This window comes from Vibrio scophthalmi LMG 19158 (assembly GCF_000222585.1).
GTDB classification, from domain to species: Bacteria; Pseudomonadota; Gammaproteobacteria; order Enterobacterales; family Vibrionaceae; genus Vibrio; species Vibrio scophthalmi.
Genome location: NZ_AFWE01000185.1, coordinates 1 through 15,568, shown reverse-complemented (window position 1 = coordinate 15,568; position 15,568 = coordinate 1). Strand labels below are relative to the sequence as shown.

General features: G+C 42.4%; 13 protein-coding genes and 1 pseudogene. 6 read left to right on the top strand and 8 right to left on the bottom strand.

All coding sequences use genetic code 11. The features are described from left to right. Window positions 1-186: 186 nt before the first annotated feature. From RH88_RS15865 to RH88_RS15850, 5 genes are all read right to left on the bottom strand, one after another. A complete protein-coding gene (locus tag RH88_RS15865) occupies window positions 187-1,788 on the bottom strand; it encodes a long-chain fatty acid--CoA ligase (RefSeq protein WP_005597833.1) in 1,602 nt (533 codons plus the stop codon). A 404-nt stretch (window positions 1,789-2,192) separates the two neighbouring features. Further along, complete coding sequence (locus RH88_RS23615) at window positions 2,193-2,354, bottom strand: hypothetical protein (protein WP_156773183.1); 162 nt, start codon at window positions 2,352-2,354, stop codon at window positions 2,193-2,195. Between the two features lie 208 nt (window positions 2,355-2,562). Next, a complete protein-coding gene (locus RH88_RS15860; RefSeq protein WP_005597830.1) occupies window positions 2,563-2,784 on the bottom strand; it encodes a hypothetical protein in 222 nt (73 codons plus the stop codon). Between the two features lie 134 nt (window positions 2,785-2,918). Continuing rightward, complete coding sequence (locus RH88_RS15855) at window positions 2,919-3,284, bottom strand: PH domain-containing protein (protein WP_005597828.1); 366 nt, start codon at window positions 3,282-3,284, stop codon at window positions 2,919-2,921. 201 nt (window positions 3,285-3,485) lie between these two features. Next, window positions 3,486-5,117 carry a methyl-accepting chemotaxis protein gene (locus RH88_RS15850; protein WP_040757999.1) on the bottom strand — a complete coding sequence of 544 codons (1,632 nt, stop codon included), beginning with the start codon at window positions 5,115-5,117 and terminating at the stop codon, window positions 3,486-3,488. A 590-nt stretch (window positions 5,118-5,707) separates the two neighbouring features. Between RH88_RS15850 and RH88_RS15845 the strand changes: the two genes are divergently transcribed. The 5 genes from RH88_RS15845 (at window position 5,708) to RH88_RS15825 (ending at window position 12,114) form a co-directional block, all read left to right on the top strand. Beyond that, the gene (locus RH88_RS15845) at window positions 5,708-6,916 is read left to right on the top strand and encodes a NupC/NupG family nucleoside CNT transporter (RefSeq protein WP_005597824.1); all 1,209 of its coding nucleotides are present in this window, start codon (window positions 5,708-5,710) and stop codon (window positions 6,914-6,916) included. A 200-nt stretch (window positions 6,917-7,116) separates the two neighbouring features. After that, window positions 7,117-8,346: a peptidase T gene (gene pepT / locus RH88_RS15840; protein WP_005597821.1), complete on the top strand. Its 1,230-nt coding sequence runs from the start codon at window positions 7,117-7,119 to the stop codon at window positions 8,344-8,346. 53 nt (window positions 8,347-8,399) lie between these two features. Further along, window positions 8,400-8,867, top strand: coding sequence for a DM13 domain-containing protein (locus RH88_RS15835; RefSeq protein ID WP_174269660.1), 468 nt, complete (start codon window positions 8,400-8,402; stop codon window positions 8,865-8,867). Between the two features lie 73 nt (window positions 8,868-8,940). Continuing rightward, window positions 8,941-9,798 carry a mechanosensitive ion channel family protein gene (locus RH88_RS15830; protein ID WP_005597817.1) on the top strand — a complete coding sequence of 286 codons (858 nt, stop codon included), beginning with the start codon at window positions 8,941-8,943 and terminating at the stop codon, window positions 9,796-9,798. Window positions 9,799-10,083: 285 nt separating this feature from the next. Next, a complete protein-coding gene (locus RH88_RS15825; protein ID WP_005597815.1) occupies window positions 10,084-12,114 on the top strand; it encodes an EAL domain-containing protein in 2,031 nt (676 codons plus the stop codon). A gap of 44 nt (window positions 12,115-12,158) precedes the next feature. Here RH88_RS15825 and arsB read toward each other — a convergent pair whose 3' ends face one another. From arsB to RH88_RS15810, 3 genes are all read right to left on the bottom strand, one after another. Next, entirely contained in the window at window positions 12,159-13,244 is a 1,086-nt protein-coding gene (gene arsB, locus RH88_RS15820; protein ID WP_005597813.1) for an ACR3 family arsenite efflux transporter, read from the bottom strand. Window positions 13,245-13,330: 86 nt separating this feature from the next. Then, the gene (locus tag RH88_RS15815; protein ID WP_005597811.1) at window positions 13,331-13,681 is read right to left on the bottom strand and encodes an ArsR/SmtB family transcription factor; all 351 of its coding nucleotides are present in this window, start codon (window positions 13,679-13,681) and stop codon (window positions 13,331-13,333) included. Between the two features lie 123 nt (window positions 13,682-13,804). Beyond that, window positions 13,805-14,422: a PGAP1-like alpha/beta domain-containing protein gene (locus RH88_RS15810; protein WP_005597810.1), complete on the bottom strand. Its 618-nt coding sequence runs from the start codon at window positions 14,420-14,422 to the stop codon at window positions 13,805-13,807. Between the two features lie 360 nt (window positions 14,423-14,782). On the opposite strand from RH88_RS15810, the pseudogene RH88_RS15805 reads away from it, so the two are divergent. Further along, window positions 14,783-15,568: pseudogene (locus RH88_RS15805) on the top strand (hypothetical protein); the annotation flags it as partial.

The following is a 15,568-nucleotide window of genomic DNA, read 5'->3' as shown; positions in this document are numbered from 1 at the left end:
TCAAGTTGACTACCATTCTAATTAGGACACTCATGATCGTCGTTTGTAGCGACCAACTAGCCTAAATAGGTGCTAAGCAATGCTTGGAACCTATTTACTTTATAAATGGCGATAACAATAGAGACTGGTTGCGATTTTGATCAGCGAGATATAATGAGTCTCGCTGACCTAGATGCAAAAGGTTAGCTACAAATGCAACCTGCGCAGTTCCTTCTTATCAACTTTACCCACACTGGTTTTGGCAATTGTGTCGACAAACTTCACTTTGAGTAGCAGTGCTTCTCTCGCTAGGATACCTTTGTTGATGAAGTCTTTGGCAAAGCTAAGTAGTTCTTTTTCGGTGGCTTGAGATCCTTCCTTAATCGTGATCAGCGCTAACGGCACTTCTCCCCATTTGTTATGCGGCATGCCAATAACGGCGACTTCAGAAACCGCACGATGCTGATGGATAATATCTTCTAGTTCTAGTGAGCTAACCCATTCACCGGAGATTTTAATCATATCTTTAACTCGATCAGTGATCTTGATAAAGCCTTCACCATCGATGGTGGCAACATCACCGGTATGCAAGTAACCACCGCGCCACAGGGCTTTTGAGTTCTTGTTATCTTTATAGTAATTTGGCGTTAACCACGGCGCTCGAACGACTATTTCACCACTTGCTTCGCCATCGTGGTCGATTTTTTTCATATCTTCGTCAACAATCTCGACTTCAACCATCGCCACTTTTTTACCTGTCTTGGTTCGATATTCAGCTTGCTGGTCGATATCCAGTTTTAAGTGTTCTGAGGTCAGTTGCACAATAGATAGAATTGGACCGGTTTCACTCATTCCATAGCCTGCAAATACATCTATATCGCGCTCCAGCGCCGATTTACATAACGCTTTGGGCAGTGCAGCTCCGCCTATAACGACTTTCCAGCGAGAAAAGTCGACAGATTGAGATTTCGGTGAGCTCAATAGCAAATGCAAAATAGTTGGAACACAGTGTGAAAAGGTCACTTGTTCTTGTTCTATCAGGCCGAGTAAAGCGTCTGGGACGTATTTGCCTGGGTAGACTTGTTTCACACCAAGCATGGTCGCCATGTAAGGAAGTCCCCACGCATGGACGTGGAACATTGGTGTGATAGGCATGTAGACGTCACCTTGATGCAATCTTCCCTGAACGGCATTTGTGCCAATGGTGCTGAGTATGCCAAGTGTGTGCAGAACCAGTTGACGATGCGTAAAGAATACCCCTTTCGGCATGCCAGTTGTGCCAGTGGTGTAAAACGTGGTGGCAACGGTATTTTCATCAAAATCGGGGAAGTCGAAGTGTGCATCTTCCTGTTCGAGCAGTTGTTCATATTCACACTCTTCGTCATCTCGCAAGACAACGTATTGTGTGATGGTATCGATGCGGCCTTTAATCTGATCCAGTATAGGCAAAAACTCTTCGTGGATTAGCAGTATGTCATCTTCGGCATGGTCAATGGTGAACAGGATCTGTTCAGGAGAAAGACGAACGTTGATCATATGCAGCTTTGCGCCAATCATCGGGATAGCAAAGTAGCACTCTAAATATCGGTGTGAATCGTAATCCATGACGGCAACAGTATCGCCTTTTTTCACGCCCATTCTGGTTAGTGCATTGGCAAACTGTTTTACTCGATCGTGAAAAGTTTTGTAGTTGTGACGGCGATGGTTGGCATAAACAATTTCACACTCAGGATCAAAAGCCACAGGGGAGAAGAGTAGGTTTTTGATCAGTAGTTGATAGTTGGATGGATCATTTACGTATTGGTTCATGTTGATTCTTCGTTTTCTTTTTATTTGTTAGTTATCAAGGTCGTTGTACGTATGACGAACTTATTGATCAAGGGTGAGCTATTCTGCTGTGTAGCGCAAATATGTTGGTTTCCAACTGTTAAGCGGGTAAACCTTTTTATTATAACCTGAATCGTTAAGAGGTAGGCTCAGGCTCGATTTATACCTAAGATGGCTAGGAATATTAAACGCGTCTTTTCATGACAGCGACCAATATAACGTTATTTGCAGACGTTCGGAAAGGTAACTTAACGTGGTAGAAAGCGGAGAGTTCTTTTTGGATTGATTTAATGAATGTAAAAGCAATTAATCGTGCGGCATAAAATGAGCCATGCTGCCAGAATTGAGATGAGAGCATGGCCTTTCAATCCGTGAAAATCAGATGACTACAGTACCCAAGTTAGGGTAAGTAACAAACTGACTGTGGCTGTCGCCAAGAACATAATTGAGAGAGTGATGATTTCACTTAGAACCGAGGTCGGCTGGCTTGCTGTGCTCTCTTCTGCAGTCTTGCTGCAAGCGTCTATAGATAGTGATGTAGAATTCATATTCCTCTGCCTCTTGTGCAAGTCGTTGTCTAACAGGCAGGTATTCTACTTATTTTGTGATTAACTTCAAATAAATGATTCTAATGAGTAGCTAATTTATTTTTATTGATAGCTGCTTTGTTGGGGTGAATGTCAGTATGAGTACAAACATCGATTGACCACTGGGTTTGCGGAAAGTAAAAAAGCCGTGGATTATTCGGCTCTATCATTATACATACTCATCAATATTGTTCATTTTCATCGCAACTTTTTCACCTTGAAGTGTTTTGACAACGATACCTTCTGTATTGCGAATTTGAATTTGATTTTGTGGGCTCAGTGAAGCACTTAACTTGCTACCGTTGGTATCAAGGGAGTCATTGATATAAGCGGTGGCATTTTTTAAATCTTGTTGAATATGTGGTTGATAAATAGCATTTGCGATCCGCATAGTTCCACCAATTCAATAGAGGTTAAACATTGTACACCATTTAAAATATCAGTCGGTGGCATTTGCGTCTATCTACGAATGCTCAATATTTGGACGTGAGCGATGGTTTTTTGTGCAGAAATTACGGTGTTGATTTAGACTCCTGAGCTTAAAAGCTGAGCAATTTTGCGCACGTCCGTGCCTTTACCAAACAAAAACTCCATCTCGCCGATACCTGAGGCCCAAATTTTAAACTCGGAATCCAAATCGAATGTCCCTGCGGTTTCAACGGAAAATGCGCTGATTTTGCTGTAAGGCAGCACAAAGAATTTCGCTTTCTTACCGCGTAATCCTTGCACGTCGATAGTGATTATCCGTTTATTGGTGAGTACGAGTAGATCACGAATAGTTTTGTATTCTAACTCTACCGTTGCGTCTTCTTGAATTAAAAAACCATAGCGCTTTTGGTTTGCGCCGACTGTTTCTTCGGTTAAACCGGCAAGTTTCATTGGCTTTAACATTAGTCGCTCCTTCCCATTTGAAATGGTTTTTCTATATTGGCTCGTATTTAGATTTAGTTAGGTCACTTATACTAACACCATGCAGGCTTGTTGGTTGATACGCAAGCAGCAAGTCTTAATGGCAAAGCGCAGTACACAGAAAAAACTCGGCGTGATAGCCGAGCAATATGTGGAGGTTGCTATTTCAAAGTAGAGATGTATTTACACTTTAAATTCGGCCACCAAGTGATCTAAGTGGTGACATTGCTGTTCAAGACTCCCACAGGCATTGTCAGCACTATTCACCATTTCAACCATTTGTTGGCTACTGCCAGCGATACGATGGATATTACCATTTACTTCGTTCGCGACGCTGGCTTGCTCGGTCGCTGCAATGGCGATTTGATCGTTCATATCGTTGATACTCTCAATTGCACTGCGAATGGTGTTAAGGGAGAGGGCGGCAGATTGTGCGGTAGAAATGGTTTCATTACTGCTTTGCTGGCTAGAATCCATTACGGTGACTGCGCGCTTTGCACCGTCTTTTAGGCGTTCGATCATCGCTTGTATTTCACCAGTGCTTTGCTGGGTGCGGCTGGCGAGAGATCGTACTTCATCAGCGACAACGGCGAAGCCTCGGCCTTGCTCACCCGCACGGGCAGCTTCAATAGCGGCATTGAGCGCAAGAAGATTGGTTTGTTCTGCAATATCACGAATCACGTCTAAAATGGTGACAATATTACCTACGTCGCTATCGAGCGTATTGATTACGCTGCTGGCATTGCTGACATCGGCGGAAAGCGACTCAATAGAACTCACGGTAGAGGTAATTGTGTTATTCGTGGTTTCAGCTTCTTTATTCGCTTCACGGCTGGAATCTGCTGCGACAATAGCATGCTCGCTGACCGTCTCTGTGGTGGCCAGCATTTGCGAAACGGCTGTTGCGACCATTTCACTTTCTTGTTGTTGACTACTACTAAAGTTCGCCATGCTATGGGTTATTGACTTGATATTTTCCATTTCAGATCGAACAGCATTTGATGAAATGACCACTTGCTCGACGGTAGTGTGAATACGAGAAACAAAAGTATTAAACGATTTCGCCAGTGCACCAAGCTCGTCCTTGGTATCAATGTCAATACGTTGTGATAGATCCGCTTCACCTTGGCTAATATCATTCATTGCGAGTTGTAGTGATTTGATTGGATTAACCACAAAACGACTGTTCATCCAGAATGCGAGAATGGCAACCAATACCGCGAACGCTGCACTAAATTGAACGGCGACATTTGAGCGAGAAATCGAAGCATTTACTTCTTCAATTAAAACTTCTTTTTGTAATTCGATATCGTCTTTGATCAAACCTAGATTTTCGCGAATGACTTTGAATTGTTTTTCAATTAACTGCTCATTTTGATTGAAATAGCCTTCCGCTTGAGCAGGATTATCAAACATCGGCTTGAACGAGTCTAACCAGATATCCGTAGTCGATATCATCGTATCGTAGTTAATGCGTGTTTCGGCGCTCAATAGCCCTTGTTGATAGAGTGGTAATGCCGATTGCATGCGTGGAATGGCTTTTTTGGCATTGTCGAAATATTCTTCAGTATGATAGGCAATTTGCTCAGGATCACTGACGCGATAGATATTCATCGCGGCAACCATGACTTGGTAAAGATCGCGATAGGCATCTTCCAAATTGGTGAAGGCAGGCAATACACTCGCATTGAGTTGACGGTTTAACTCTTTTTGCGTGTTTGCTTGAAACATCGAGAACATGGTGGAGAAGAGTAGGGTAGAGAGCACGGCAATCAGGGGAATACTCACTTTGAAAGAGATTGAGAGGTTTTTCATAACGGCAGCCTTGTAACTGAGTGTTAACATATTGCTAATCGTTATACGTTAAGTTTCATAGCGATTACTATGGGGTTACATTGGTACATTAGCAAGATGGAATCGGCTTCAACTCAATCAAGAGTTTTAGTTAAAAATTCCATCGAAAGAACGATTTATCAGTATTGCAGGCGATAAAAAGAACCCCGCATTGAGCGGGGATGAAGGCTTGTGGATATTTGTAATGATTTACCGTTGACGTTGTAGTGAACGCAAGGAGAACGTTAACTGCATTAACCTTAGGTAAAGAAGTCATATTTAGCTAATTTCAATATGCAAATAATTGCCCTTTGAGTGGTGATTGGGATTTGCATCTCACTATTTTGTTTTGCATTCGCTTCCCATTCAAAATGACGAAACGATTGCGTGGTTAATATTTGTTCGCTTGAACGTTTGCGCAAAAATATGTGATGAATATCTCACACTGATGTTTATACTTTCCGCCCGGTTAAGAGCATCAGCTCTACCAATTACAAGCCGTCACAGGGAATGGTGAATGACCCCACGGACCGGACCAGCTACCAACTCAATGCTTGTAAAGGTAATCTAAAGTGAATGTATTATTTGGTTTAATCGGCGTTCTCGCTCTGATCGGGTGTGCGGTTCTATTGTCAGAAAGTCGCAAATCAATTAACTGGAAAACAGTCTCTCGAGCTCTGTTGTTGCAAGTGGGTTTTGCCGCTTTGGTTCTCTATTTCCCGCTGGGTCAAGCCGCGTTAACCAGTATGAGCAGTGGTGTGGCCGGGTTGCTCTCCTTCGCAGATGAAGGCATCAAATTCCTATTTGGTGATTTAGCGACGTCGGGTTTCATTTTTGCTGTGCGTGTCCTTCCTATTATTATCTTCTTTAGCGCGCTTATTTCAGCTCTCTACTACTTAGGCATCATGCAAAAGGTCATTGAGTTTATTGGTGGCGGTATCCAAAAATTCTTGGGTACAAGTAAAGCAGAATCGTTAGTTGCAACGGGCAACATCTTCCTTTCTCAAGGTGAGTCTCCTCTTTTAGTTCGTCCATTCTTGTCTCGTATGACACGCTCGGAACTTTTTGTTGTGATGTCAGCGGGTATGGCTTCAGTTGCGGGTAGTGTTTTAGGTGGATATGCTGGCCTAGGTGTCGATCTTAAATATCTGATTGCAGCAAGTTTTATGGCCGCTCCAGGTAGCTTAATGATGGCAAAGATCATCGTGCCTGAGCGTGATGTTCCTGTGGACCAAACTCAGATTGAGATGGACAAAGCGCAAGACAGTAACGTCATTGATGCATTGGCGAGTGGTGCGATGAATGGTATGAAAGTCGCGGTTGCGGTGGGTACCATGCTTATTGCCTTTGTTTCAGTGATTGCGATGGTGAATACCGGTCTAGAGAATATGGGCGAGCTGGTTGGCTTTTCAGGTATTACTCTACAAGGTATTTTTGGCTACTTGTTTGCTCCTCTTGCTTGGGTAATTGGTGTTCCAAAGCATGAAGTTCTGATGGCTGGTTCTTACATTGGTCAAAAGATCATTATGAATGAGTTTGTTGCGTTCATTGATTTTGTAGAACACAAGCAATTGCTTTCTGAGCACTCACAGGTGATCATCACCTTTGCGCTATGTGGCTTTGCCAATATTGGTTCGATTGCAATCCAGCTTGGCTCGATTGGTGTTATTGCTCCAGACCGTCGCTCTGAAGTGGCAAATCTAGGCCTTAAAGCTGTGGCTGCAGGCACTCTAGCGAACCTAATGAGTGCGTGCTTAGCGGGTATCTTTATTCTGCTATAAAAAGATGGTTTTTAGAAAGCGCCTCTATGATGAGGCGTTTTTTTTACTAATTTTTGCTCCAAAGTGAAAATTTTGCTTTTTAACGCCTAGTTAAGCAGAGTGTCGATTGCAGTTAATGAGAAATTTATGATTTGCAGCAAAAACATCCATAGCTGAAGGCGTAGTATCAATGCGGGAACTTTTCTTGGAACGTATTGAATATGAATAATTTGGTTGATCGCTTTTTGCGTTATGTAACTTTTGACACTCAGTCTAACCCTAGTAATCTGCGTTGCCCAAGTAGTGAAGGCCAGCATACCTTTGCTCAAGCTTTAAAGCAGGAACTGATCGATCTAGGTTTGAGTAATATCTCACTCGACGATAATGGCTACTTGATGGCTCGCTTACCGAGTAATGTTGACTATTCAGTCCCAGCGGTTGGCTTTGTCGCCCACATGGATACGGCTCCTGATGCGTCGGGTTACAATGTAAAACCGCAAATCGTTGAAGATTACCAAGGCGGTGACATCGCGCTTGGCAAAGGCGATGAAGTACTTTCCCCCATTCATTACCCTGAACTGCATAATCTGCATGGTCACGACATCATCTGTACAGATGGTACCACCTTATTGGGGGCAGATAATAAAGCTGGTATTGCTGAAATCATTACAGCGATGGCCCACTTAATAAATAACCCTCATATTCCCCATGGCGATATTTGCATTGGTTTTACCCCTGATGAAGAGATTGGCCGAGGAGCAGATCTATTTAATGTTGAGAAATTTGGTGCGGAGTGGGCATATACCATTGATGGTGGCCCTGTAGGTGAGTTGGAGTATGAAAACTTCAATGCAACTAACGCAGATGTGATCTTCCATGGCATCAATGTTCATCCGGGCACGGCGAAAGATAAGATGGTCAATTCCATTAATCTTGCGGCACGTTTTCAAATGATGATGCCTGCGGATGAAACACCAGAATGCACCGATGGCTACCAAGGCTTTTATCATCTTAAATCGGCAGAAATGTCGGTTGCTCGCAGTGAGCTTGGTTACATCATCCGTGATTTTGACCGAGCGGGGCTTGAAGAGCGTAAAGCTGTCATGCAGCGTAATGTCGATCGATTGAATGCCGAGCTACATAAAGGTCATGTGGAACTGAAACTCACTGACAGCTATTTCAATATGAAGGAAATGGTTGAGCCTTACCCGCACATCATTGAATTGGCCAAACAAGCAATGATTGAGTGCGATATTAAACCAAACATTACTCCCATCCGTGGTGGAACAGATGGTGCACGTTTGTCATTTATGGGCTTACCTTGCCCGAATATCTTTACCGGTGGCTATAACTTCCATGGTATCCATGAATTTATCACCGTACAAGGTATGCAAGATGCGGTTAACGTTATTGTGAAGTTGTCAGAAAAAACCGCACTCAATTACCGATAATTCTCTGATTGTTCTAGGATTAAGGAGTCCCCTTAACTCTGGAGTGAGTGATGATTAAAGGTGCTTTATTACTATTTTCTCATCTGTTTATCGGTGGGGTGGGCTTTGCGTTAGGTATTTACGCATTGCCCATCCTTACTCAACCAGCGTCACCGGAAATGACTTCGGTTGAACAAATCTCAAATCACGCGCTATTTAGCGGAACATTTCAACGTGAGCGGCAAGACAGTGATTTTTTGCACTGGGGAGAAGGTTCCGTCTCGTTAACGGACAGTCAGGTTGTATTCATCGGTGAGTTGGCGCCAGGGCCTGACTATAAACTCTATCTATCGCCTATCTATATTGAAACAGAAGCTGCGTTTCATCAGCATAAAAATCGTATGGCTCAAGTAGGTGACATCCGAACTTTTGACCGTTTTTCTATTGATCTCCCAGCAGATATAAAAGTGGAAGAATTTAATACCGTGATCGTGTGGTGTGAAAGTTTTGGCCAATTTATCACCTCCGCACGATATAACTAGCTGGATTTTCTGCGCTTAGTGTGGGAAGTTTATGGTTAAAGCAACGCGTTTGAATTATTGATAGGAGTAGAGCGTGGAGAAAGTACAAGTTGTTATCGATTTTCTTCTAACTCATAAGTTGGCATTCTCAGCATTGATTATCTTGCTGATTTCAATTGTACGTCGTGTCACTTTAGCGAAGATTCGCGGTGATGTCGCCTTTTTATCAGAAGATCAGCGCAACTGGATGTCACGTACCAAAAATGGCGCGTTTGCCATGATGGTACTGTCTCTGTTTATTTTGTGGCAATCGGAGATCAATGAGTTTGCATTGTCTTTAACGGCTATTGCTGTGGCGGTCGTTGTGGCAAGTAAAGAAATTATTCTTTGTTTCACAGGATCTATACAGCGTGCCAGCTCACGCTCTTTCCGAATTGGGGATTGGATTGAAGTGGGGAAATTGTGCGGTGAAGTTATTGAACACAATATGATGGCAACGGTGATTCAAGAGATCGATCTTTACCATGGCCAATACCATTTCACGGGTAAAACCGCGACATTACCGAACAGCATGTTCTTTACTTATCCGGTAAAAAACCTCAATTTTATGAAGCGCTATGTTTACCATGACTTTAGTATCGTAGTACGTGACTTTGTTAACCTCTACCCATTGTTGCCAGAACTTAATGTTAAGGTTGAAGAACACTGTTTATCATTTATTGAAGTTGCGCGTCGCTATAACTCAGTGATTGAGAAACATGCGGGTGTCGATCTTCCTGGCTCGGAGCCTCATATTCACATTAATAGTACCCCAACGGGAGAACAAGCCGTTCATGTGATGCTGTTTTGCCCCACCGAACAAGCCAATCATCTGGAGCAATTAATTCGCCAAGATTTTATGGAAATGTACAGTGAGTTGTTTACAGAACCTACCCTTAAAAATATAGGTTAACTCCATGTTATTTGTCAGATAAATCTATCCATTCCAGGTTGATGTACTTTAAATCGTAACGATAAAATATCGCGATGGAAATCTAGCGGTAGAGAAGGTAACGTGCGCCTGCTTGCTTATTCATAACATTTAATAAAATTGGCAAGTTTGCTCAGAGTGAGCAGTTAGTATGGCGCAACTGTTGATAGATCAACGACCCATAGGGGTAGAAGTTACAAGGATAGATTCGGTGCGGCAGTTTTTCTGAACATATTGCGCAATGCAAGTATTGGAAATTTAGCCTCAATGAACACAAAAACACTTTATTGTGTACTCTCAAAAATATCAGAAAACCAATACATTAATGGCTTATGTAATGTATTTCTGATGCTATTACCTATCAGTTTACTATCTGCATTTTGTATGTTGATTGGCACTGGTCTATCTATGCTCGGTTTTGCAGACTGGGCACAAAAAATTCAGCTAACGAGTACGTTAGTCTGGAAGCTTTTCCCGATTTTATTGGTTGTCTATTATTCACAATTTTTAGCCACGCTACATAAAACCTCGCGTGCTAATGTCATTACGCCTGCATTACTTATTTATGTCATCTTAGGCCATGAATGGGGGATGTTACAGCCGGGTTCAGTGATACCAACTAACTATCCATTGGCGATTATTATTCCTTTTTTGGTAAGTAAGACGACACAACTTATCGAAAAGAGACGATTGTTTGTTGAATCTGAATTGCCAAATGTCGTCGATCAAACCATTAATTTGGTTGGAGCCGCCATTTTTATGGTTGTGCTTTATGTAGGTGCCGGCACGCTCTTAAAAGATTGGATTATTGCGAGCAGTGAATTTTTTAAACTCATCCCAACCTTAAATGAGTACTCTTTGGGTGATGCGGTTATCTATGAACTTGTGCGCAATTTGTTTTGGAGCATAGGGATTAATGGCCATATTGTACTTGCACCTTTAAAGAGTGAACTGTACGAATTTTCTGCACAAAGTTATCGTTTATATGCGGACTTTGGCGTACAACTTCCAATATTAACCAGCAATTTTTACGATATCTATGCTGCGATGGGAGGCTCTGGCAACACCATAAGCCTTGTATTATGCATGTTGTTTTTTACCAAAAATAGAGGCTATCGAGCACTTGCTGCCGCTACTTTAGTGCTTAGCATATTCAATATTAATGAGCCGATTTTATTTGGCTTACCGGTAATTTTTAATCCACTGTTGATTGTGCCATTTTTACTTGCTCCGATTGTTGGTTTGGTATTGGCTTATTTTGCCACTTCGTTTGGTTTAGTTTCACCCGTTGAAACGTTCGTGAGTTGGATGACTCCTGCGTTACTGAGTGGCTACAATGCAACTGGTAATGATCCAGCCGCAGTGATATTGCAACTGAGCATCATATTGGTCGGTGTACTTATCTATTACCCATTCTTTAAACAAATGGATAAAGTAATCGGTACTAATGCGATCTTTACCAAAGGTTTATCTGATAACTTCTTCAATTATCGTGATATGGGTAATAACCGAGCTGTGATGGGGATGTTACCGCAGATGAGTGGTAATCTGGCAGCGCAGCGTAATATTAGTCAATTGCAAACGACAGGTGATTTTGTCCTGTTTTACCAGCCACAAGTTGATATGCAGCGAAACTGCATCAACTCGTTGGAAGTACTGATCCGCCATAAAAGCTACGATGGTAAAATTACCCCACCGACCTTTTTATCAAGCTTCGCGAAGTTAGGCTTATCTTCCGAAGTGGATTTGTGGGTGGTTAAACAAGCTTTGCATGAAGTGAGCCCACTAGCGGTTGATCCAAAATTTAAGGTATCGATTAACATATCACCTGATACATTTTTGATTGAAAACTTCGCAAAAATTGTGATTAAGATGATTGAGCAAAGTAATTTGGCATTCAATCAGATTGAATTTGAGATTACTGAAGATTTGCTGATTCAAGATGAAGAAACAACTTGGAACGTATTGCAAGAACTACGCAGCATAGGCATTAAAATTGCGTTGGACGATTTTGGTGCTGGATATTCATCGATTGGTTACCTGAGCCGCTATGAATTCGATAAAGTGAAAATAGACCGCTCGCTTGTTTTAAATTTGAAGCAGAAAAACGGTAAAGAGATGTTTAGCCTCACGACTCAATTGGTTCGTACTATCGGTGCAGAAATCGTGGTTGAAGGGGTTGAAGACCAAGAGGAAATTGATTTCATGCAGCAGCAAGATATCCATTTGATTCAGGGCTACTACTTCTATAAGCCAATGCCACTGAGTGAGATCATTGAGCAAGATATGTTTTGTTAACTAGAAAGAGGGCGCAAGCCCTCTTTCTATTTCTGCTAGATGATTTAGCGACTTGTTGTTGGGGATATTGAAGCTTGAATAGGGTATTTCTGTTTTAGCTTTAATGCCACGTTAACCAGTGCGATTAGTACAGGCACTTCGATTAATGGCCCAATGACTCCAGCAAAAGCTTGGTCAGAATTTAAGCCAAATACCGCTATAGAAACGGCAATCGCGAGCTCAAAATTGTTGCCTGTCGCAGTGAAAGCGATTGACGCATTCTTGTCGAATTCGATCCCCATACGTTTTCCCACATAAAAGCTAACGAAAAACATTACGACAAAGTAGATCGCTAATGGGATAGCCACACGCACGACATCCATTGGCAATTCTAAAATCATCTCTCCCTTTAAGCTAAACATCAGCACGATAGTCGCAAGCAGCGCAACTAAAGTAATTGGCGAGATTCGGGGAATGAAAACCTCGTTATACCAACGTTCTCCCTTCGCTTTTACTAATAATTTACGGCTGAGGAAGCCAGCAAGGAATGGAATACCAAGATAAATGAGTACGCTTTCTGCGATAGTAAAGATTGAGATATCAACATCAAAGCCTTGATACCCCAAAAGCGGCGGTAACACACTGATAAACAGCCATGCCATAAAGCTATAAGTGACAATCTGAAATGCGCTATTCACGGCAACCAGCGCTGCGCCGTATTCTTTATTGCCACCACCCAGATCATTCCATACGAGAACCATTGCAATACAACGCGCTAAGCCAATTAAAATGATGCCGACCATGTAACCTGGTTTATCTCCTAAGAAGGTAATCGCGAGAACAAACATCAGGATAGGTCCGACAACCCAATTCATAATCAAAGAGAGCTTTACCGCTTGCTTATCTTTGCGCACGTTACCCAGTAGACGGTAATCGACTTTAGCAAGTGGTGGATACATCATCAGAATGAGACCAATCGCTAATGGAATATTGGTCGTCCCGACAGACATAGCCTCGTTCCAGTGTGCAACTTGCGGCCATAGTGCACCTATCGCAACCCCAATAGCCATCGCTAAAAAGATCCACAGTGTTAAGTAGCGATCCAAGAAACTCATGCTTGGTGGCGTGAGTGGTGGAGTTGTATTATTCATAGCAAAACCTTTCGTTTATCGTCGAATTGCGATTAATTGAGTTAATAAAAAGGTAGCACAAGCTACCTATATTTGTTCAATCAGTATTAGTCTAGTAGTTGGCTGAACAAGGCTGAAAAAGTTTCCGCTGTTTGACGGTTGATGCGATAACACATTTTAGGCGGCATGGGTTCTGCACTAATAAATCCGGCTTGTTTAAGGATGCGTAGATGTTCAGAGACCGTCGATTGGGCAAGGCCAAGCTCAGAAACCAAGTCACTGTTTAGGCAGCCACCCAAATTATCGAGTGTAAATAGAATTTTGAGTATACGAACGCGAGCTGGATGAGCGAGTGCTTTTGCGAGTGTTGCAAATTGTTGCTCTTTTTCCAGTTGCGCTGGATCGGTCATTAATGCTTTAGCGGTTATCTCTTTACATTTATTCATAGCACTTTGCATAGTGTATCGTCGAATGACGATTATCCTATCGTGTTACTTTGAGGCGATCAAGTTTTACCGGTTATATTTGTTTCTTCCCCCCATTTGAAGATTTGCTGATCAAGTTTGCCAAACGATTTTCACTTAGTGCTCGAACGTATGGTATTGCGTAAAGTGGTGGATCTGCTTAGGTACAAACGTGCTATAGATCAAACTCGTATGACTACGAGGTGTCAGGATATGATCGGTCATCCCATCAATCATGGTTTCTTCTACTGTCACCGTGCCATCAGATTGAATACTTCTATCCATCATGAGCAATGCTCTCGCACCAATGGGTAATGTTCCTGCAATACATCCTAGCCTTTGTGGAAACTCCCATCGGTCTTCATGTAGATCTAATCCGTGCTGCGGTGAGTTACCGAGAATAGAGGCGAAACCTAACTGTTTTATTCGTCCGACGATGGAAGCGCCTTTAATTGGGGTACCAATAGTGACGATATGGCTAATAGATTGAATAGTGGGTTTACGAGAGGCAAGATAACGTTTGATGATAATCCCGCCAAGGCTATGGCCAACGAGAATATTCGTTTCGCTGCTGGATAAGGCGTCATCGAGTTTACTGAAAACAGCATTGTCATCAATTGCAACAGTGTTGTAGGTAATCGTTTGAGTATTAAAGCCCATCTGGCGAAGCTTGTGGCTTAGCGGCTGCATAACAATGCTATGCATATACAGCCCATGCAGAATGATAACCTTCATCGGTTTGTCTCCCCAATACACTCATTTCCACTAAAGAGTAAATTGCCAGATTTTTTATAATAAAACAATGTTCATTTGCTGGGTTTATACAGCCGTCGGAAAATATATTCCAAATTGTATTTTTGATTTATCTCTTATGATCAAGCCGCTATCGGCCCCCCTAGATCTCATTTAGGTTTTAATTGGACATATTGGTTTGGATTCAGCGTGATTATGGCGTATTGAACGATGGTCAGATCGCGATGAGTTATGTGTCTATTATGTGCGCCATGCCCTGCCAAAATTGCCATTTGGACTACTATTAAATGAGCCGAGTTATACGGCGAGTTTATTATTGTATAAAGTAGGACAGGTGTTGTTATGGGACTTGGGGCTTATCTATCAATTGCGAATGTTGCGGGTGCTATTGTTGTTAGTGCTGATGGGAATGTAAGAAACCTTAAGGAAGGGGAGAGTCCTCTACCAGGTGATATAATAATGTTACCTGATGGCACATTTACGGAAGCCGGTACTCCAGTTGTTAACGCTGCTATCGCAGAACAAGATGGATCGCTTCGTGATGTCAGCGATGATGTTCAACAAATCATCGCGGCCGTTGAAGAGGGGCAAGACCCAACTCAAGTTGATGAAGAGTTTGATCCCGCTGCTGGTGAAGAAAATGGTTCCAGCGGTACAAGCTTAGATTCAGTGCAGCGTACTGGTGATGAGGCAATTGCTCAAACGTTATTTGAAACGCAAGGTTTTGAAAGCCTCGGACTATCAACCACGCAAAGCCTAGGCCTGATAGAACGAATTATCACATTAGTAAATGAGCCAATTCTTACACCAACTCCAGAACCAGATACGCCGCCACAAGCTCGCAGTTTTGATGTGTCACTTGATGAAAGTGGCAGAGCAGCGATCATTTTCAATGATGATGTTGATTCAACGAAAGACCATATTTCCGATGCCGAAGATGATGCCGCTAATTCACCGCTAAGGGTCGTAATCACTAGTCTGCCAGAATCGGGAGTGCTGTTTTATGATGGTGTCGCACTGACTGAAAATGATCTAACCGTATTCAACAACCTTTCAGTATCCGATAGCCTTTCTCAATCTAATGGCGATGTGATTGGTGAGCTTAAAACCTTCGATCCAACGCTATTC

Excerpts from the sequence above, each read along its gene's own strand:
- RH88_RS15865 (WP_005597833.1), bottom strand. The coding sequence starts at position 1,788 with ATGAACCAATACGTAAATGATCCATCCAACTATCAACTACTGATCAAA.
- RH88_RS23615 (WP_156773183.1), bottom strand. The coding sequence starts at position 2,354 with ATGAATTCTACATCACTATCTATAGACGCTTGCAGCAAGACTGCAGAA.
- RH88_RS15860 (WP_005597830.1), bottom strand. The coding sequence starts at position 2,784 with ATGCGGATCGCAAATGCTATTTATCAACCACATATTCAACAAGATTTA.
- RH88_RS15855 (WP_005597828.1), bottom strand. The coding sequence starts at position 3,284 with ATGTTAAAGCCAATGAAACTTGCCGGTTTAACCGAAGAAACAGTCGGC.
- RH88_RS15850 (WP_040757999.1), bottom strand. The coding sequence starts at position 5,117 with ATGAAAAACCTCTCAATCTCTTTCAAAGTGAGTATTCCCCTGATTGCC.
- pepT (WP_005597821.1), top strand. The coding sequence starts at position 7,117 with ATGAATAATTTGGTTGATCGCTTTTTGCGTTATGTAACTTTTGACACT.
- RH88_RS15825 (WP_005597815.1), top strand. The coding sequence starts at position 10,084 with ATGAACACAAAAACACTTTATTGTGTACTCTCAAAAATATCAGAAAAC.
- arsB (WP_005597813.1), bottom strand. The coding sequence starts at position 13,244 with ATGAATAATACAACTCCACCACTCACGCCACCAAGCATGAGTTTCTTG.
- RH88_RS15815 (WP_005597811.1), bottom strand. The coding sequence starts at position 13,681 with ATGCAAAGTGCTATGAATAAATGTAAAGAGATAACCGCTAAAGCATTA.
- RH88_RS15810 (WP_005597810.1), bottom strand. The coding sequence starts at position 14,422 with ATGAAGGTTATCATTCTGCATGGGCTGTATATGCATAGCATTGTTATG.